The following is a 19,757-nucleotide window of genomic DNA, read 5'->3' as shown; positions in this document are numbered from 1 at the left end:
ATTAGAATGATAGATTTAGACCAAATGAGATCCTTTTTGGAAGCGGGTATGGGGAGGATGCATCTCCATTGATTGCAGCTTCAGGATCAAGGCCTGAAAACTTGGTAAATGTCAACAAGTTATCTCCCGCAATAAACGCATCTACAGATCCAAGCCTCAAAGAATTAACTAATGGAGCAGGCAAACGGTAACCTAATGTGACGTTTCTCAGCCTCAAGAAACTAGCATCTTCTAGAAAACGCGATGATGGCCTGTGAACATTATTGTTACCTCCATAGATAGGCTCTGGATGTGTAGCATTAGGGTTTGTAGGTGACCATCTTGACCACTCAGGCCTAAGAACCATTTGATTATAAGTTGGATAGGCCCCATCACTGTCATATAATTCCCGGGCTGCATTATATACCATTGCTCCTTTGGAATAGGCAAAAGTTGCATTAAGGAATATTCCCTTAAACTCCATGCTAGAAGAAATTCCGCCAAAGAAATCCGGAGTCAAAGCTCCTACACGCTGCAAAGTAGCTTGAGCATAGTCTTCTGTGATAGTAACCTCGCCAGTGGATCCATCCATTATCTCCCATTGCGGTCGGCCATTTTCAGAGTTCACACCTGCCCAATTTCTCATGAACCATGTATCTATATCTTGGCCTTCTTCGATTATGCGAAGCCCATCAATTTGCCTCCTACCCTCATATAGTTCAGTAATAGAATTCACATTGCGGCCAATGTTGGCATCTAACCTCCAATTAAAACCTCCGGATTGAACAATATCAGCACCTATAGAGAATTCAACACCACTATTTCTTACGCTACCTATGTTATCAAAAAACCCGGTAAAACCCGAAATATCTGGCAGGGGGACAAAGTGCAATAAGCCATTGGTATTTTTATTATAATATTCCAAGGTTATATCAAACCTATTAATTATCCCCAGTTCAATTCCTATGTTGGTATCAACTGTTCTTTCCCAAGTGAGATCATCATTGCCCAAGGAGGAAGGAACTGCTGCAGGTCTTCCTGCGTACATCGCATTTAGTGAGTAAACCTCAAACTGCGGGTACAAGGAAGAAGGGGTGTTCCCTACTGTTCCGTGTGCAACCTTCGCTCTTAAATAATTAAATGTGGAGCTGTTGAAGAATGCTTCACGATGGACATTCCAGGAACCGCTTATTGCATAAAAATTGCCATACTTCTGATTTGCCCCAAATCTCGAAGCACCATCTCTTCTTGCTGACACTTGTATATTGTATCGGCTGTCAAACCCATAATTCGCATTTACCAAGAAGGACTGAAAAGCATAATCGTTTTTAGTACCACCTATAGTCATTGGTTCAGAGGTACTACTTATTACCTGCGCTCCTGGCACTATACCTTTTCCAGTAGCAGAAAGATCATTGTATACGTAATCATTATATTCATATCCTGCCAATGCATTTATATGATGCCTATCAAAATCGCGGGTATATGAAAGCATTTGGTTGGTGAATCTTGTAATCCTTCTAGCCATGTGGTTATTTAATCTACCATTATCAGCCAACCCCGCATTCGATCTTGGGTCTACATATCCTAGATTTTCAGAATTAAAGAAAGTTATATTGTTGGTAGAGATAAAAGATAAATGATCAGTAATATTATATTCGAAGTCGATGTTTGAAAGAATATTAAATGTGGCTGACTCCCCAAAATTCCATTGGAGATCATATAAATAATTCCTGTTATCTCTTCCCAGCCAGTTCACTCCCCCTTGCTGAGGGTTAACCAGATTACCATCTTGGTCAAATGGCTGATCCCATGGCAGGTTTCTATATATGTCATAAATACTGTGACGCCTATTGTCTGTGGTGGTGTAAGTTGCAGCTAATTTGGGTTTTATAGTCAACCTTTCATTCACATCGTAATCAATATTCAATCGACCGGAAAGCCTTTCAAACACATCCCCTCTTACTGTCCCTTCCTCTCGAAAATAGTTACCTGCGGCATAAATACGCGCTTTGCCTGAAGTTCCAGAATACGATAAGTTATAATCCTGCACCAACCCCTGTTGGGTTCCAATATCTATCCAATCCGTATCTGTATTTAATAAGGATTCATTATAAAAATCCGGAAGAGCTCCCTGGTTGCCGTAACTCCCCCAATAATCATACAGCTGCTGAGAGTTGTAAAGCTGAAAGCCACCGGTATTAAACTGAGTGACACCGGTTTTAGTACTTAGATTAAATGTACTTGTCCCATCTCCTTTTGCCCCTTTGGTGGTGACTACCACCACGCCATTAGCACCTCTTGACCCATATAGGGCTGCAGCTGCAGCATCTTTTAAAATAGATATACTCTCTACATCCTGAGGGTTAAGATTAGGAGTTCCATGCCATATTACACCATCCACAACCCAAATAGGGTCCACTGAAGACCTGATAGAGTTACGGCCACGAATTCTAATGGTTGGTTCTGCACCTGGAGCGCCGGAATTGGTAATCACATCAACCCCTGCGACCTTACCTTGAAGCATGTTGCCAATATTTGGAGAAGTAATATCCTGCAATTTCTCTGAACTTACAGTACCTATTGAACCCGTAAGATTTTCCCTTCTTTGGGTTCCGTATCCAGTAACAATAACTTCTTCCAACTGCTGAGTATCTACTTCGAGGTCGACAGTGATTTGGGATTGGTTTGCAATCTCTATTTCCTGAGAGACATATCCTATAAATGAAATTAGAAGGACATTCCCAGGCTCCACATTTAATGAAAAACTTCCATCAATTTCACTGATTGTACCTGTGGAAGTACCTTTTATCATAATATTCACACCAGGGATCCCTTCGCCGGAATCCCGATCTTGTATCTGACCTTCGATAGGTCTTTGTTGAGCACTTACATTCCCAAGGAAAAGGAAAAATAAGAAAATAAAGGATAGAGATGTTTTCATTTGATCATTTGGTTATAGGATTTATCCAGAATTAAAACTTTTTACAGAACTCCATTTTAATTAAAAATAAAATTTTATTCTATTCAAAACGAAAATAACAGATTTTTATGTATCATGTAAACCATGAACAACCACATATCAACTGTCTTTCCATGTGCTAATATAAAATTAATATTCAATAAAAAGCAAAGGAAACGAAGAATAAAACTGATATTTTTTTTGTAAACCTTATTTCTTACATCCTAAAAATCTTTCCCTAAAACACATTAAATCAATACTTTAATAATTACAAGGGATGTATTATTTCTGCAAAACAATAAAAAAATAACGAAACGAAGCTTTCTTATTAAAATTCTTTTCACTTACTTTGAAAGGAAATGAAAGACAATTAGTGCATTTGTACATTGAATAATACGACCATGAAACAAGCCTATTCAGCAAATATTTTTACAAATAGTGGTAGTGAAACTTATTATACCGCAGAGGAAATTAGCGGCCAGCCCATATTATGGCAAAAGACATTGGACAAAATAATAGAGCAACAAGCTGAGCTGACAGATTTTTTAGCCCCAATACTTCAAATTGAGAATCTCCGGATCATACTTACTGGCGCTGGTTCATCGGCCTTTATAGGTGAATCTCTTCAATGCCTACTATTACCAAAGCTTAAGAAATGGGTACAGGCAATACCCACAACTGATATAGTATCCAATTTTAAAAACTACCTGGTGGAGGACATTCCTACTTTAATGGTATCATTCGCAAGGTCTGGAAATAGCCCCGAAAGCATGGCAGCGGTTCAATTAATAAATCAGCACTGCAAAGAGGTCTATCATATAATTATTACATGCAATGCGGAAGGAGATCTGGCAAACTATGGAAATGCGTCAGGCAATTTTTATACAGTTATTCTCCCTGAAGAGTCCAATGATAAGAGCTTGGCAATGACAGGCAGCTTCACTTCTATGTATCTTGCTGGCTATTTTATTTTTTCCCTAGACGAGGACAAGGCATTCATCAAAAACCAGCTTGACCAGGCGGTTGAATCAGCCATTTTTATTCTTAAACATTTCCCTGAAAAAATCTCCGAGTTATCTGATAAAGATTTTGAAAGAGTGGTTTTCCTGGGCTCGGGTACTAGTCTTGGAATCGCACGGGAATGCCATTTAAAACTGCAAGAATTGACAGACGGTAAATTAATCTGCAAGCATGATTCGTTTCTAGGTTTTAGACATGGACCTAAGGTAGTTATTAATAATAAAGCGCTTGTTGTTTTCTTATTTTCAAAAGATGAGCACATTTATAAGTATGAAAAAGACCTAGCTGAGTCTATTCTTCAGGACCCACGCAAGATCCTATCTCTTTCAATAGGTAAAGCCTTAGAAAAAAGCCATCGGAATCACATTGACTTCCCAATACCGGATGGTAATGGAGAGGATGTTTTCCACCCACTTGTCCAAACATTAATCGGACAACTACTTGGGTATTATTTTTCACTTCATTTTGATTTAAACCCTGACAATCCCTCAGTAAATGGGGTAATCAGCCGGGTGGTAGAAGGTGTCACTATATATGAAAAAGATGAATAAACGTGTCTTGGCCATTTGCCCAAATCCTTCCATAGATGTATTTGCAACAGTCCCTCAAATCAATTTGGGTAAAGCAAATCGTATCCAGAAGCTAAAAGAATATCCCGGCGGGAAAGGGGTTCATGTGGCTTTGGCATTAGCAGAGCTTTCCGTTCCAGTCAGTTTGATGGCAAGCTGGGCAGGCAATGCTGGCGCTTGGATCAAAAGGAATTGTGAATCCGTAGGAATTCCTACTTTAGGAATTGATTTGAAGGGGAATAACAGAAAATGCTATACCTTTTTATCTCAAGACACAGCGTCCAACGACACAGAATTACTGGAGCCAGGACCTGAAATGAGTGAAAATGATTTAGACAACTTTATAGCGGTTTATAAAAGCATTATTTCCGAATATGACCTGGTAACCCTTTCTGGCTCATGGCCTATAGGAGCACCGAGATATTCGAATAAAGAACTAATCCTTATTGCTAAATCATTAAACAAAAAGGTAATTATCGACTGCTCGGGCCACAATTTAACCCAAGCATTGGAGGCTAAAGTTTTTGGCATCCACCTCAATGCAGATGAAGCAATATCATTATGCCATAGCAATGATCCTGATAAAGTTTTCGAACATCTTCAGGACAAGGTGGACCTCATTGCCTTTACCAAAGGAAAGGATGGACTGTATCTTTCGTACAGAGGCAGGCAGGTTCATGCGAAAGTTGATATTGGGGATGTGAAGTCCGCAGTGGGCAGCGGGGATTGCCTAACTGCTGGAATATCGCTGGGAATAATCCATGATTTTCCGCTCGAGGAAATCGCTAAATGGAGTGTTGCATGCGGGGCTGCTAATTGCTTGAGAGAAGAATTGGGCATGTTGCACGGTGCTGACGTAAAGAGCCTTTTAAATCATGTAGAAGTCAATAGTATTTGCTATGAAAAATAAAAAATTATTGGTTGTAGGCGAGTTGAATGTTGATTTAATCCTTAATAAGATCAAAGGGTTACCAACTCTTGGGGAAGAAAAATTAGCAGATACTTTTCATATAACTTTAGGAAGCTCGTCTGCAATATTTGCAGCAAACATCTCTACCCTAGGCACAGACACGACTTTTGTAGGTAGAATAGGAGACGATAATTTTGGGCGATTTGTGCTCGATGACCTCAAATTAAAGCAGGTTAATGTTGACCACATAAGTGTAGACCCATCCTACCAAACGGGAGTCACGGTAGTCATGAATTACGATAATGACAGAGCCAATGTGACCTATTGTGGCGCAATGGAACATCTAACCATAGAAGACATCCCGTGGGAGTCACTTTCGAAATATGGGCACCTTCATCTGTCTAATTATTTTTTGCAAAAAGGACTTCAAAACGATATAGTTGAAATTTTCAGAAGAGCCAAACACCATGGGCTATCAACATCCCTAGATCTACAGGTGGACCCGGATGAAAAGTGGGAATTTGATTATAAATCCTGTCTTCCTTATGTGGATATTTTTCTTCCAAACGAATTCGAACTCATAAACCTAGTTGCGGACTCGAATATTGAGAATGCTTTAAAGGAAATCGGAAACTACGGAAATATCATTGCTTTAAAGCAAAGTACAAAGGGTAGCATACTTTACATTAAAAACCAAAGCCCGCAATCCTTTGCACCTTACCTACATGACAGATTTATAGATGCGATCGGTGCCGGCGACAGCTTTAATGCCGGATTTCTCCATCAGTATCTCAAAGGTAAGTCATTGGAAAAATGCATGGACTACGCCAATTTAATGGGGGCCATCAATACTACTGGACCAGGTGGCACAGGTGCATTTCAAAATATGGAATCTGTAGAAAAAACAGTCAAAGAGACTTTTACTCATACATTTTGAAACGCACCTAAACTATCTAAAAAATGAAATTGAAAGATAAATTAAACTTATTTACTCAACAGAAGCGTGGACTTCTGGCAACAAATTTTTATAATGTAGAAACTTTGCATGGGGTTTTAAATGCTGCGTCAGCTTTAAATGAACCCCTTATTTTACAATTAACAAAAAGCTCAATCGACTACATGGGTTTAAAGACTGCTGTAACCCTTGGGCGATCAGCCCTAGATGAGTATGGTGTAGAGGGATGGATACATCTCGATCATGGGGGCTCTGTAGATCTTGTCCAATCTTGCCTTGACGTGGGTTTTGACTCAGTAATGATTGATGGCAGTGAATTACCTTTTGAAGAAAATGTAAAAATCACCCAAGAAGTGGTAAGAAGAGCTAAAAGCTACGGAGCCCACGTAGAAGCCGAACTTGGCTATGTAGCGAAACTAGGTCAATCCCACGAATTAAATGGATTTACCCAGCCAAAGGAAGCCGAAAAATTTGTAAATGAAACGGGAGTTGATGCATTAGCGGTAGCAATCGGTACAGCTCATGGTTTTTACAAAAAAGAACCGAAACTTCAAATTGAGCTATTAAAAGAAATTGCCTCGACAACTTCCGCTACATTAGTATTACATGGTGGTTCGGGAGTTCCTGCCTCCGAGCTGAGAAAAGCAATCGAAGGAGGAATATGCAAGATCAACCTTGCTACTGAAATCAAAAATATATTTATGAAGACCCTCCAACTGCAACTTGCAGGGAACGATGAAATAGACTTAAGGAAAGTGTTCCCATCGGCCACAAGCCAGGTGACTTCCTTAGTAAAAGAGAAATTAAAAATCGTACAAAATCAATAGTATGATAAAGCCAACCATAGATGCACATGTTCATTTAAACACCCCTTCCAGAGGAAAAATGGAAAAAGCGGTGGACGAAGGGGTAAGCTTTTTATCTATCAACACCGATATTCCATTTTTCCCTTCATTATCAGATCAAAAAAGAGTTGCACTGCAACTAGCGGAAGAATACCCTGGGAGGGTCAGGTTCATTACATCATTTTCTGTTGAAGGTTGGGAAGACGAACACTGGGAAACCAAGGCTTTAAATGAGATAAAAAAAGGATTGGATGATGGAGCCGCGGGAGTAAAAATATGGAAGAACATCGGAATGGACCTTAAAGATCAACACGGGGATTTTGTAATGATAGATCATCCAAAGTTTGATTCTATATTTCAATACCTTGAGGACAACGGGATATTGGTAATAGGCCATTTGGGTGAACCGAAAAACTGTTGGTTACCATTGGATGAAATGACGGTTGATTCTGACAGGGAATATTTTAGCAAACATCCCCAATATCACATGCATTTGCATCCTAATTATCCAACTTATGAAAAGCAAATTTTTGCCCGGGATCAAAGGTTGAAAAAGCACAAAAACTTAAAATTTGTTGGCTTGCATCTCGCGAGTTTGGAATGGAACGTTGATGCTGTAAGCAATTGGCTTGACACATTTCCCAATACGATGACTGATTTAGCAGAAAGAATCTGTCACCTCCAATATCAAGCTACTATCGACCACAAAAAAGTTAAATCATTTATAATGAATCATCAGGATAGATTAATCTATGGTACTGACGTGATTGATGACGGGTCATTATCTGAAAGTGAAATACAAAGAAAATTCGAAAACCTATGGCAATCCCATTGGGACTTCTTCTCCTCAGGTAAAACATTAAGTGCACCAGAATTCAAGGATTCCTTTAATGGCTTAGAATTAGAAAAATCCATTTTGGAGAAAATTTTCCATACAAATGCTCAGAAAACCTACGGTTTTCAGCCACTGACAACATAACACCACTTAACCTACAACTGAAATTAACAATTAACCATTAATAAAATGAGCAACAATAGACGAGATTTCCTTAAGCTTTCCGGTCTTGCGGGTCTAGGACTGGTAGCTTCTACCGTTTCAGTCAAGGCCGAGCAGGCCAAAAATGACATCCTGAGACAAAGTAAAAGAACCAGTTCTCAAATTTTTAATATGAGCGGATACGCCGCTCCTAAAATAGATAAGGTCAGGGTTGGATTTATAGGCCTTGGTATGCGGGGACCTGGGGCCGTCAATAGAATGAGCAAAATTGAGGGTGTTGAAATAAAAGCACTTTGTGATCTTAGAGCTGAAAAAGTGGCGCAGGTAAAGGAAAAACTTAAGGGAACAAAACACGACCCCGATGAATACTCGGGAAGTGCCTATGCTTGGAAAAAAATGGTCGATAGGGATGATATTGACCTGATTTATATAGCCACTCCCTGGGACTGGCATGTACCAATGGCAGTATACGCAATGGAAGCTGGAAAACATGTTGGGGTTGAGGTACCAGCTGCCAAAACAATCGATGAGTGTTGGGAACTCGTTGAAACTAGTGAGCGCACCCGCAAGCACTGTATGATGTTGGAAAACTGTTGCTATGATTTTTTTGAACTCCTAACCTTAAACATGGCTCGGGATGGCTTCTTTGGTGATATTATTCATACAGAAGGAGCCTACATTCACGATTTATTAGACCTAAATTTCAATAAAGATGCCTATCAAGACATGTGGAGATTAAAGGAAAACTATCGTGACGGCAACCTTTATGCAACGCATGGGCTAGGACCGGTATGTCAAATAATGAATATTAACAGAGGGGATCAATTGGATTATCTGAATTCCATGTCTTCCGCCGATTTCCATATGGCCAAAAAAGCAGAAGAACTTGCAAAAGAAGATGAGTTTTTCGCTTCCTATGTTAATAAGCGATATGGTGGAAATATGAACACCACTACCATTAAAACAAAAAAAGGAAAATCAATGATGATTCAGCATGACGTGACCAGTCCAAGGCCTTATTCACGTCTGCATGTAATTAGCGGCACCGATGGATATGCTCAAAAATATCCTAAACCTGGAATTGCTAAAGGGCACAGGTGGCACAAGGAAGATGAAATGAAAGCATTAGAAGATAAGTACACTCCCGAAATTGTCAAAAAGGTGGGTGACCTAGCCAAGCAAATTGGAGGACATGGAGGTATGGATTTCATGATGGAGTGGAGACTGGTAGATTGTCTGAGAAACGGGCTTCCATTGGATCAGGACGTATACGATGCCGCTCTTTGGAGCGCAGTATCCCCGCTTACTGAATGGTCAGTTGCAAACCGCTCCAACTCTATTGATGTTCCGGATTTTACAAATGGAGCATGGAAGGAAAACTCCCCAGTTGATTTATCCCTACAAGGGGGCGGCAATACTAAAGTAATTGTGTGATTTTAAATTTGGGTTTGACAGTAATAAAAAAGGGTGCGGTGCTCCCTTTTTTATTTTTTAATCACATTAGGCTATATTTACCAAGTCCAAAAAATTGGCAGTTTTTTTTACACTGATTATAAATGAAAAAGACAGTAAGTAGAAGATCAAGAATTTTAGAGGTCTTGGATCAATTTGGCGAAGTCAATGTATCGCAATTGAGCCAAGAATTAGACGTAAGTGAAGTCACCATAAGAAATGACTTGGCTAACCTTGAAAAAAACAAACTCCTCATTCGTGCCCATGGTGGAGCATTCAAGGTTTCTAACTTGGCTTTGCCTGTTGCCGAAAAGAAAAAAATCAATTTAGACATTAAAAAGCGAATTGGTAAAAAAGCGGCATCCTTAATAGAAGAAAATGACGCCATAATTCTTGACTCCGGCACCACTACGATGGAGATAACAAATAATCTCGGCGGCTTCGAAAAACTTACCGTCATTAGTAATGCCCTTGATATCATCAACAACCTCTCAAAGTTCAACAATTTGGATGTAATGATGCCCGGAGGTTATCTCAAAGAATTTTCCATGTCCCTTGTCGGGCCGATGGCTGAGAGAAATCTTCGTCAGCTTCATTGCAATAAGCTTTTCCTAGGTGTAGACGGATTCAAAGCCGATGTTGGGGTATTCACCCATCACATGGAAGAGGCTTACTTAAACCAGATCATGATAGATATTTCCGAGGAGGTAATCGTAGTGGCTGATTCAAGTAAATTTACCAAAGTTGGTCTTGCCTTTATAGGCTCATTTGACAAGATCCATAAAGTCATTACTGATAGCAATGTGGATGAAAAACATGTTAAAATGCTGGAGAAAAATAATGTCGAGGTGATAGTTGTATAATCTTTTACACTTATTCTCATCCCATTAATCAGTACCGCTGGCATCCTATGCAATTATGCCACGAAGTTTAGAAGTTTATTCCCCGATCAACCCTGCGGGGATAGGGAGGTTTAGGAGTTTAGAGCAAACCACGCCATCCCCATCCTGCGGCTTCACTCAGGAATTTATATGGTGCGTCCCTCTGGGACTTGTGATGTGGTAGGTGTTTGCTGCCCGCCGGTTGCCACCGGCGGTTATTATATCGGCCGCTCCTAACGGAGCTGTAGGCAACGCCGCGCCCTTTGCGCTTTCTCTTTGCGCCTCCGCGTGAAACCAAGTCTCATCCTCCTCGTCGCTTCGCGGTTTCTAAACCCCTAAACCAGGCCGCAGGGCGAATACCCAATCCAGAAGGTGTAGCCCGTCAGTTATGCAAGTTCCTCTTCCAGCACTCTCCCCTTCGTTTCAGGCAAATATTTTAATACAAATCCAAATTGAAGTATCATAGCCACTGCAAAAAAGCCAAATGCTATCGTGCCACCACCTGGCATTACAGCGATGATAGGAAAAGACCAAGTCATCACTGCCGCCCAAAACCAATGGACAAATGTGCCAAAAGACTGCCCTGATGCCTGTACTTTATTGGGGAAAACCTCAGAAATGAATACCCATATCACCGCCCCCTGAGAGAAGGCAAAACTGGCAATAAAAACCAACAAGGGTATCAATATCCCAACATCTCCCTTTCCATGCTGGAAAAGATATGCGGTGGTGATCAAGCTGACGATCATTCCAATGGACCCTATACCCATCAGCTTTTTACGGCCTATCTTTTCAATCAAACTCATGGCAAGAAGAGTAAAAACCATATTTATCAACCCAACTGATGCAGCCTGCAGGAAAGCAGTGTCTGTAGCCAGTCCCGACATTTCAAATATTTTCGTTCATTTGTTTATGGTTTAATGTTTAATCGGATGCCGATCGTACTTCGTCCTTCGTACTTGAGGTTCACGTGGTTGTCTTGGTTGTCCGCTTTTCCGACGCTACGCATCGGAATTCGCCGTTGTCATTATTGTCATTGTTGTCAGATCCAGCATCAAACGTGGCCATTCTAGCCGTATTGGCCTTTCCGTATTTTAAATGCCCAGTGCTCAGCGCTCAGAACTACCGTTGTGCGAATGTCTTCAGACTTCGCACCTCTGAGTAAAGAGTCTCCGACTCGGGTGTCGGCTACTTTACAACCGATAAAATTGAAGAAGCGGTCAGTCCCGCTGGTCATCTAATACAATTATGCCAGCGGGACGTTAAACCTTTAAACCACTATTAGTCAGCTTTTAATTTGTTGCTAAATTCGGATTGATATCAATTCTGCCCATCCAGGCTTTTCTGTTCAGCTGTCCGAATAGGATCAACTGATTGTTTTCAACTTGCTTGGTGATAATAGGCCGGGCAAACACATCGATATCTTTTGTTTTGGCAAGGACGCTTTTGCTTTTTTGACCCTCGCGATCAAACCCAACCATCACAACCTGGTTATTATTTTTACCTTTCAGCCCTTTATAGTCCTCGAGGTATTCAACTTCAAAATTCTTTACATTCTCATTGAACACCATATAGATTTTGTCATTTAGAAAGGCCAGGCCATGAGACAGGTAAAAATCCTTTTCCTCTTTGGAGTGTTGGTTTTTCAAAACCTTACTACTCCATTGTTCTGTCCCATCGCTATTGAATTTAAAAGCATATACGCTTCCAAAACGGTAACGTTCTGTCTTTTGAGAGTTCATCTGATTCTGATGAAGCGGGTGAACCCCTTGCTGAAGATATTTGGATTGACTCGAAGGGTTCCTGTACTCATACCCCACATGGTCCGTTCTCTCTTCGGCAATAAAACCAATGGTTCCATCTGAATAGGCTAGAATCCTACTGGGATTCAAATTGCCTATGACGGTTACTTTGCTTTTAGGGTCTTCAGCACGATATCCCTGTGAAGTTAGCTGTTCGGTAAAGGCATTATATTCTTGATAAATCACCTCATGAGTGTCTGCTGCGAGTTTCATCGTATAAAGCCCAGCAGAGCCTTTACGTTTTTTATAATTGGAGTATATGCTCACACAGTGTAGCCCTCCCTGTACATCAATCCCAAGCATCATGTTGGAAAATGGATCAAATTGGGAAACCAACTCCGTAGAAGCCAATCTGCCATCCCTACTATAAGATTGTAGAAATGATCTTGATTCAGGCTCACCGCCCTGTTTCACCTCCCTATTTTTACCTTGTTGTTTAATTACAAAATGAACCCTTCCATCATTATCAATCTTGGCGTCTGATACATGAACATACCGGTTTTCATCCGTAAGCCTGGCTGTATACTCCCATTCTTTTTCCATTCCCGGTCCAAATACTGCCATATCAAAAGTCGCCGGCTGCCCGGCTCCCGTTGGGTGGCGGAAAAACACCATCACCTTCTCTCCATCAGGGGAAACTTCTATATTGATTTTTTTGAGCATCTGCGGTTTGAACAACAGGGGCAGTTGGCTCTGGCTCACCTGCTCCGGACTGCCTATCGGCTGTAGTGTCTGCTTGTCTATTTTCTGATAGAAAACAATCTGACCTTTCTTCATTGTCGTGAAGAACATGACCAGATCATCGTTGAATTGGATCAGTTCCTCAAACAGAAAAAATCCGGCATAAGGCCTTTTGTCCAATTTCATGGAGTGTACCAGATTCAGGTTTTCATCATACCGCTCCAACACAGGTTTTTTGACAAAATCATCGATATGGTCAGCCTTACTGGATTTTACGGCATAGACTCCTAGATCATCCTGTCCGATTATCCGGTGTATGGTCCTGTACTTTTTTCCTTTCAGCTTTTTGGCTTTGACCAGTTGGCCGGTTTGGTTTTGGGCCTCCACCGAAAAAGCAAAAAATAAACTCAATAAAACAATGACGAAACTTCTCATAATAATTATCAATTAAGGTTAAACAATAGTCCTAAAACCAACACATTCGTAGGATTGCCTTGGTGATCATTGAGGTTCAGGGTGTAGGCTGCCCTAAGCATAAAAGGCACTTCCAATACTATCGCCCTGATACCGGCATTGACCATAGGGCCATGGATGCTTTGGCGCAGAGTGGATGGTTCATCGCCTAGGCTTTCAATATGCATGTAATCGTAACCAAGTCCAACGAATCCCCCAAAAAGCGCATCAGAATAGGGGCTGGAAGCATGTCCAAAATTATATTCTACCACTAAAGGAACATCCACCAAAAGATCTGAAGCCCAACCGCCGGTAATGCCCAGCCCTAAATGGGTTCCAAATGACAAGGTAGATTCATCTGTCAATTCCAAGAAATTAACTCTGGGAGAATAGGCCAGCCCTGCTGGGATGTTGCTAGTCAAGTTAGTGGAAAAAACCCCCGCGGAATGGGAAAAGGTGACTTGAGCTTTTAAATTGGACAAAACGCCACCTAGTGAAAATAAGATGGCAAAGAGGTAAAGTTTTTTCATGGAAATAAGAATTTAAAAAGATGAATATCTAATTCGGCCTAAGGGGACGAATACTGAATAATTTAAAGCTGCAACTAAACAAAAAAAGTACCAAAAATTTAATACATGAATAAAATGCCAAATATTTGGACTTAAAACTTAAAACCTGTTTATTTTTTAATCCCTTAATTTGTCCCGTTGGGCATCCAATACAGTTATGCCAGCGGGACGCAAAACCACGTAAAAATTTGCGTTTTACACATAAAAAATCCACTCAATAATTACTTAACAATCAATCTTTTACTCATCACAACAGGTTGATTATCGCCATAAGTCCTAATCAAGATTTGATAAAGACCACGAGTTAATTGATTTACATTATATAAAACCTCATGTTCTCCGGCTTTGCCGATTTCTTGACCAATTATGTCAATCAGCTTGCCCATACTATCATATATGTGGATTTCATAGGGGGCATCGTGTTGCAGGGTAAAAGGGATGTGGACAATAGAACTCGCGGGGTTGGGGTAAATATTCTTTAGCCGGGCTGCACCCCTAATTTCTCCTTGGGATGTATAAGTAACCTTAAACTCACTCCCCTTGACAGTTGAAATCTTATTGGTCTTAGCCATATCGTAGGATGTACCATGAGTCAAGTCTACCAGTTTAAGCTGACCAGACTTTAAATTATCGATGGACCAACTTAGATCAATCTGCTCTTCAGTACTGTTAATTTGAAATTCCCAAGAATATCCCTCCAGCTCTGAGACAAAATCCCTGGTAAACGGAAGCCCCACAATTTCTTTATCCAAAAACGAAATATCTACATACGATGCCATTCTCGGCATAAGGGGTAAATCGTAGCGATCAAACCCCTCCACAGCCTCTTCCAACATACCCAATGCTGAAACATTGTTTGATAATCCAGATGGTGTGCCTAGGTTAAATGACAATTTCCAACCAGTATCTTCTCTGGAAGCTAACCTTGCAGATGAGCCTGCCCCTAATCCAACCGGTAAAACAACCTGCTTTGGGGAAGGAGAAAACACAAACACACCCTCAAATGGCCTCAACATAAGCTCTTCATAATAGTCCCCGACAAACCCTAATGGGGACGGCACATCTCCCAAATTCTTGTTGGTAACTGCTACGAAATCCCAATCCAAATCGAAGGGGTAAGGATTACTGATCATATTCCACCCTTCCTCCAGCTCCAATTGAAATGGATCGCCGGGAGTCACCCTAGCCACACTACCCACAAAATTCAAGGGCTGGTTCAATGCTGAAATGAGCCAATAGGCCTTACCCATTTCCAATCGCTCATTTCCAGACATTTCCCTCAGTTCTCCGTCTGCAAGTGAAATTATCCGCCATAGTGCCTCATGTACTTCCCCAAAATCACGTCCCAGGGTATTGGATACCGTGGCATCTGGCTGGTCTAAAGGAACACTAAAAAGCCTATAGTCCTCGGTGGCCACCCCAGCATGTGGTAAAGCATAAGATAAAGGAGCGGCAGAACTGTAAGTTCTATAGATAACCTTCTCCTCACTTATAGACGTATTGTCAAACTCATCAGTGGTTTCTACATGAAATACCATTCCCAACTCATCAAAATTGACTTCCTCAAAGCTGTAGGTTATATTCAAGGTGTCACTGGGAATCTCTGCCAAATTCCCAGAACCTTTCCATTCCAAGTCATCCTCAGCTTGCCTGATTCCCTTATATTTAATTATGGCTTCCGAAATTTTACTGTGATCAGCTAATTCAAGTTGGATTTCATACGCACCTTCGAGATAAAAATATTCTTTTGATTCGTGTCGAAATGAGATAATGGGCGGCAAATCGTCATCCAAAGTATTGAAGATCAAAGGTTCACTCCAGGCAAGCCCCTTTTCAGTACGTACAAAAGCCCATACATGGTATGCCCTATCTGGACTGAGATTGGTCAAGGTGGCAGCAAAGCTCATTTCATCTTCCAATAGAATTGCGTTTTGCATAGAGGGCTCAGGTTTAATTGACCACGCAAACCCTCTTTCGAGTACTTTGGCGCCCCCTTCAGACTCGATTTCCGATTGCACGTTAGCGGTGGTTATATCAATGTTCACTGTGCTAGGGGCGGCTATGCTTGCCAATACGGTGGCTGTGGTAAGGGAATAAACTTCACTCACCACCGTATCGGAGTTGTTCATTATGATAAATGCCTTAAACCAATAGGTAGTATTGGGGGCAAGTGCTTCAACTTCTGCTATAAAACCCTCATGGCTTTCAACTACATTGTCCCCAAAACCTGGATTATCAGTTTGGGCGAAAATAAACCCACGACTCGATATCGAATCAGCGCTGATATTTTCTACAGATGTACTTAGGGTTACTTTTCCTGGTTCCATTTCAGACACCTGTAGGTCACCTATAACTGGAGGAAGCGGTTTCTCTACATTAAATTTAACCAGTTGCAATTCATCTCGAAAGGCATCCGAATTACCTGCTCGGCCCAGCCCGGAGTTACCCCAAGACCACAATGAACCATCATTTTTAAGTGCAAAATTAGTATCAAAATCGTTGGTATATACATGCTTCCAATCCTTATCCTCTCCCAACTGTATTATTTCACTTGGGTCGGAAAGTTCTCTATGGTCTAAATGAAAAACATTCTCCCCAGATGCCCAAAGGGTCCCATCCTCTTTAATATAAAGAGCTCCATATCGTCCAGGCGCAGCTTCTTTCCAATCATTATCAGTTCCAACCTGAAAAGGAGTCAGTCTTATTTCCTCAGTATTGGCCATATGCTTATCAATATTTTGGCCCCAACGCCATAAGGTCCCGTCATTTAAGATAACGAGAGTCTGTACACCTGAGCTTCTTATCTCTCTAATATCAGCAAACACACCCGAACTGTCTATCAACACAAACTCTGCCCTGGTAATATTATCCCCTGTGCCCAAATTTCCAAATGTATTTTGGCCTGCCACCCACACTTCTCCATTTCTTTTTACAAGAATGCTGTAATTGTTTGCTACGCTTACTTTATACCAATCAGAATCCTCTTTCAAGAGCCTCAGATTCCATGGCACATTATTTTCGTATGGATAAAAATCGCCTAAGATATATATATCACCATTTTCTCTTAAAAATAAGCTATGACCCATTGTATAACTAAATTCTTTCCAGTCATTAAAATCAGATAGACGGGTTTTCTCTAGTAAGGTTTCTCCAAGTATGCCATCCCAGCTGACAAAATTCCCCCAACCATACAAGAAACCGTCGGTATCAAATCCCGTCACGTTCCTGTCATTGATTTGAATTGAGGTAAGTCCTTTTCTTTCTATTGGAAAAGGCAGCCTATAGTCTACGGTGTCAGGTAAAAAATGTCTTTCCGGGTGTCTAGATCCCCAAATATATTGATTACCTCCTTCACCAGATGCAATAAATGAATCTAGGCCTGAGCTAAAAGAGCTTACTGGAAAGGGAAGCTCCAGCCTGAAAGGAAATGCTTTATTTCCATGAGTGCCTATTCCAAGATTACCATTCAGATTCCAACCCCAAGTATACACCTCATTATCGTTTGTTATCCCTAAATTGACGCTTCCAGTTTCTACCTCTTTCCATTTCATTTCATTAGCAAGCATCCATTCCCCATCCTGAAATAGAAATAGATTTCCTTCCTCGTCAATCAATGAGTATCTACCCGAATAGTTGAAAGAACTGAATTTTTTCTCTGGTAAGATAGGATCTAAGCCCTCCAAAGCGGTTCTTAAGCGATCCCAACTCCACATGCTGCCATCTTCTTTCATCGCAAGGCTGGCACTTAAATCATAAGCCACCTTCCAATCATTCTCAAGATTAACAGCTTTTAATGATTGACCTGGTTCCCACCCTCCGTCTTCTTGAATAATCCGGTTAAAAGCCCACAACGTACCATCTTCTCGAACTCCAGCGAAGCCAGATGAACTTAATTTAACTGATTTCCAACTTGTTTCAGGAAAAATCTCCACGGGTGTTCTTTGAATGCTGATTTCCCCCAAATTCAATCTATTATTTTGGTTGTTTCCCCAACCCCAAATTTTTCCATCAATAGTTAAAGCAATTGCTGTATTTTGAAGAAAATTAATTTCCTTAATTTTTGCAGGAAACTTTACTTGGGTCGGCGTAGAAGCTGTTGCTTCTTCACCTATCCCCAATTTTCCAAAATAGTTCGTCCCCCAGCCCCAAACATCACCATTCACATCAATGGCGAGGGTGGCATCCGAGCTGGCATAAATCTTCTCTATTTCTATATCTAAATTTAAAAGTTCAGGAACATCCCCATCCCCTTTCCCACTCGCCAAGCCTGTACCCCCCCATCCCCAAAGTTGATTCTCATCATCAATATAATAAACAGGCCCTCCCCTTGAGGTAATCCGTTGGGCTTCTGCCTGCAAACTGATCAATATAACTACAGCGAAAAGTAAAAATCTCATCATATTCCAAAAATCATTTAATATCTAGTTTACAATCAGTCCCTTTACCGTTTTGAATGGAACGCCGTCTTGCCAGGCAGAGCCGGGGCTTCAGGTAGCCTATCTTTAGTATAAAAGTCATATTCTTCGCTATATGACAAGCCAACTTCATTTCTGGCAAAAGCTCTGACGAAGTACTGAGTATCCGGCTCAAGTCCTGAGAGGGTCTGATTAAATTCTTCCCCTTCAGCAAAAATGACATGCCCATCCTCTAGGGTAGGCTCGCTACTCCGTCCCCAGCAAAACCCTTTCTCTGCCACTTCGGATCCTCCATAGCTTTCCATTTCGGCATTGACCCTGGCCGAATTGACCGTTATGTTTTCAATTTGAAGTAACGCTACTCGAGGATAGGTTGATGAAGTTTTAAATTCATACTCCCTACCATAGCTGATGTCCACACGGTTTCTAGCAAAAGCCCTTACAAAATAATGGGTACCAGGCTGAAGCCCCGTAAGACTAGCCTCCATGTTATCGCCCTCCAACAGGGTTTGGTTATCTTCAATGGTAGGAGGAGAACTTATTCCCCAGGCTAATCCCTTTTGCTGAATAGGGTCTCCCCCATCATCCAGGATAATGACACCAGATAACGCGGACTCATGGGTAACATCAGTTACTTCTTGGGTTTCAACTGATGGTCTAAGCAATTCAAAATCCTCTTTACAGGACCACAGGGCAAGAGACAGAAAAAAAATAAAACCACCCTTCTTAGATTTCAAAATATCAATCATATCTATCAAGTAAAAACAATAATTTAAGCAGCTATATGAATTTTCAAACAATAACTACCGCTAAATTACGTTTACACTACTTAATATCAAATTTTTAAGTAATTTTTTACTTATTTTTATACATAATCACCCTTTACAGTCTTTAAACGATATATTTAAAAAATTAACGATTGCTTTAACTCAAGAAGATTGTATTTGGAAGACGCCCCCTTCGGCTTCCCATCGCCTTCACTCAGGACCACGCTCAAAAAAACAATTGGTGGAGCCAATATATAAACATTATGGGCTTGCGTGAGCCCACGCCTCATCCTCCTCGCCGCTTCGCGATTTCTAAACCCCTAAACCAGGCCGCAGGCCGAATAACCTTCTAAACTACGTAGGTTAGAAGATTATTTCCCAATCATCCCTGCGGGGATCTATGAAATAGGTCGAAGGGTTGAATGGATCAATGGATTAACGTAAGGTACTTCCGCTCCCTAATCCATTAATCAGTCCTTCAGGGAATATAGCGCAGCTAT

13 protein-coding genes are annotated in these 19,757 nt (G+C 41.0%); 7 read left to right on the top strand and 6 right to left on the bottom strand.

Annotated elements, in window-relative coordinates:
• Window position 1: 1 nt before the first annotated feature.
• Window positions 2-2,923 (bottom strand): SusC/RagA family TonB-linked outer membrane protein, encoded by a 2,922-nt coding sequence (locus tag KIH41_RS16455; RefSeq protein ID WP_214163089.1) that lies wholly within the window; start codon window positions 2,921-2,923, stop codon window positions 2-4.
• A gap of 419 nt (window positions 2,924-3,342) precedes the next feature.
• Here KIH41_RS16455 and KIH41_RS16450 point away from each other — a divergent pair, with 419 nt between their 5' ends.
• From KIH41_RS16450 to agaR, 7 genes are all read left to right on the top strand, one after another.
• Window positions 3,343-4,512 (top strand): SIS domain-containing protein, encoded by a 1,170-nt coding sequence (locus tag KIH41_RS16450; RefSeq protein ID WP_214163088.1) that lies wholly within the window; start codon window positions 3,343-3,345, stop codon window positions 4,510-4,512.
• A complete protein-coding gene (locus tag KIH41_RS16445) occupies window positions 4,496-5,440 on the top strand; it encodes a 1-phosphofructokinase family hexose kinase (protein ID WP_246539192.1) in 945 nt (314 codons plus the stop codon). The genes KIH41_RS16450 and KIH41_RS16445 overlap by 17 nt, the downstream gene beginning before the upstream one ends.
• Complete coding sequence (locus KIH41_RS16440) at window positions 5,430-6,377, top strand: carbohydrate kinase family protein (protein ID WP_214163087.1); 948 nt, start codon at window positions 5,430-5,432, stop codon at window positions 6,375-6,377. Before KIH41_RS16445 ends, KIH41_RS16440 begins: the two co-directional genes overlap by 11 nt.
• Window positions 6,378-6,400: 23 nt before the next feature.
• Window positions 6,401-7,222, top strand: a complete 822-nt coding sequence (locus tag KIH41_RS16435; protein ID WP_214163086.1) for a class II fructose-bisphosphate aldolase — start codon at window positions 6,401-6,403, stop codon at window positions 7,220-7,222.
• 1 nt (window position 7,223) lies between these two features.
• Entirely contained in the window at window positions 7,224-8,219 is a 996-nt protein-coding gene (locus tag KIH41_RS16430; RefSeq protein ID WP_214163085.1) for an amidohydrolase family protein, read from the top strand.
• Between the two features lie 45 nt (window positions 8,220-8,264).
• Window positions 8,265-9,671, top strand: a complete 1,407-nt coding sequence (locus tag KIH41_RS16425) for a Gfo/Idh/MocA family protein (protein ID WP_214163084.1) — start codon at window positions 8,265-8,267, stop codon at window positions 9,669-9,671.
• 122 nt (window positions 9,672-9,793) lie between these two features.
• A complete protein-coding gene (gene agaR / locus KIH41_RS16420; protein ID WP_214163083.1) occupies window positions 9,794-10,552 on the top strand; it encodes a transcriptional repressor AgaR in 759 nt (252 codons plus the stop codon).
• Between the two features lie 404 nt (window positions 10,553-10,956).
• On the opposite strand, the gene KIH41_RS16415 is transcribed toward agaR, so the two are convergent.
• The 5 genes from KIH41_RS16415 to KIH41_RS16395 all read right to left on the bottom strand — a co-directional run bounded on the left by KIH41_RS16415 (window position 10,957) and on the right by KIH41_RS16395 (window position 19,239).
• A complete protein-coding gene (locus KIH41_RS16415; protein ID WP_317194967.1) occupies window positions 10,957-11,466 on the bottom strand; it encodes an MFS transporter in 510 nt (169 codons plus the stop codon).
• 396 nt (window positions 11,467-11,862) lie between these two features.
• Window positions 11,863-13,488, bottom strand: a complete 1,626-nt coding sequence (locus KIH41_RS16410) for a hypothetical protein (protein WP_214163081.1) — start codon at window positions 13,486-13,488, stop codon at window positions 11,863-11,865.
• A gap of 8 nt (window positions 13,489-13,496) precedes the next feature.
• A complete protein-coding gene (locus KIH41_RS16405; RefSeq protein ID WP_214163080.1) occupies window positions 13,497-14,036 on the bottom strand; it encodes a hypothetical protein in 540 nt (179 codons plus the stop codon).
• A 260-nt stretch (window positions 14,037-14,296) separates the two neighbouring features.
• The gene (locus KIH41_RS16400; protein WP_214163079.1) at window positions 14,297-18,475 is read right to left on the bottom strand and encodes a T9SS type A sorting domain-containing protein; all 4,179 of its coding nucleotides are present in this window, start codon (window positions 18,473-18,475) and stop codon (window positions 14,297-14,299) included.
• Window positions 18,476-18,516: 41 nt separating this feature from the next.
• Window positions 18,517-19,239 carry a fibronectin type III domain-containing protein gene (locus KIH41_RS16395; RefSeq protein ID WP_214163078.1) on the bottom strand — a complete coding sequence of 241 codons (723 nt, stop codon included), beginning with the start codon at window positions 19,237-19,239 and terminating at the stop codon, window positions 18,517-18,519.
• Between the last annotated feature and the right edge of the window lie 518 nt (window positions 19,240-19,757).

Source organism: Litoribacter ruber (assembly GCF_018500185.1).
In the GTDB taxonomy this organism is placed as follows: domain Bacteria; phylum Bacteroidota; class Bacteroidia; order Cytophagales; family Cyclobacteriaceae; genus Litoribacter; species Litoribacter ruber.
This window is presented reverse-complemented; position numbering and strand designations above follow the sequence as displayed.

Coding starts and splice junctions, on each gene's coding strand:
- KIH41_RS16455 (WP_214163089.1), bottom strand. CDS start 2,923: ATGAAAACATCTCTATCCTTTATTTTCTTATTTTTCCTTTTCCTTGGG.
- KIH41_RS16450 (WP_214163088.1), top strand. CDS start 3,343: ATGAAACAAGCCTATTCAGCAAATATTTTTACAAATAGTGGTAGTGAA.
- KIH41_RS16445 (WP_246539192.1), top strand. CDS start 4,496: ATGAAAAAGATGAATAAACGTGTCTTGGCCATTTGCCCAAATCCTTCC.
- KIH41_RS16440 (WP_214163087.1), top strand. CDS start 5,430: ATGAAAAATAAAAAATTATTGGTTGTAGGCGAGTTGAATGTTGATTTA.
- KIH41_RS16435 (WP_214163086.1), top strand. CDS start 6,401: ATGAAATTGAAAGATAAATTAAACTTATTTACTCAACAGAAGCGTGGA.
- KIH41_RS16430 (WP_214163085.1), top strand. CDS start 7,224: ATGATAAAGCCAACCATAGATGCACATGTTCATTTAAACACCCCTTCC.
- KIH41_RS16425 (WP_214163084.1), top strand. CDS start 8,265: ATGAGCAACAATAGACGAGATTTCCTTAAGCTTTCCGGTCTTGCGGGT.
- agaR (WP_214163083.1), top strand. CDS start 9,794: ATGAAAAAGACAGTAAGTAGAAGATCAAGAATTTTAGAGGTCTTGGAT.
- KIH41_RS16410 (WP_214163081.1), bottom strand. CDS start 13,488: ATGAGAAGTTTCGTCATTGTTTTATTGAGTTTATTTTTTGCTTTTTCG.
- KIH41_RS16405 (WP_214163080.1), bottom strand. CDS start 14,036: ATGAAAAAACTTTACCTCTTTGCCATCTTATTTTCACTAGGTGGCGTT.
- KIH41_RS16400 (WP_214163079.1), bottom strand. CDS start 18,475: ATGATGAGATTTTTACTTTTCGCTGTAGTTATATTGATCAGTTTGCAG.
- KIH41_RS16395 (WP_214163078.1), bottom strand. CDS start 19,239: ATGATTGATATTTTGAAATCTAAGAAGGGTGGTTTTATTTTTTTTCTG.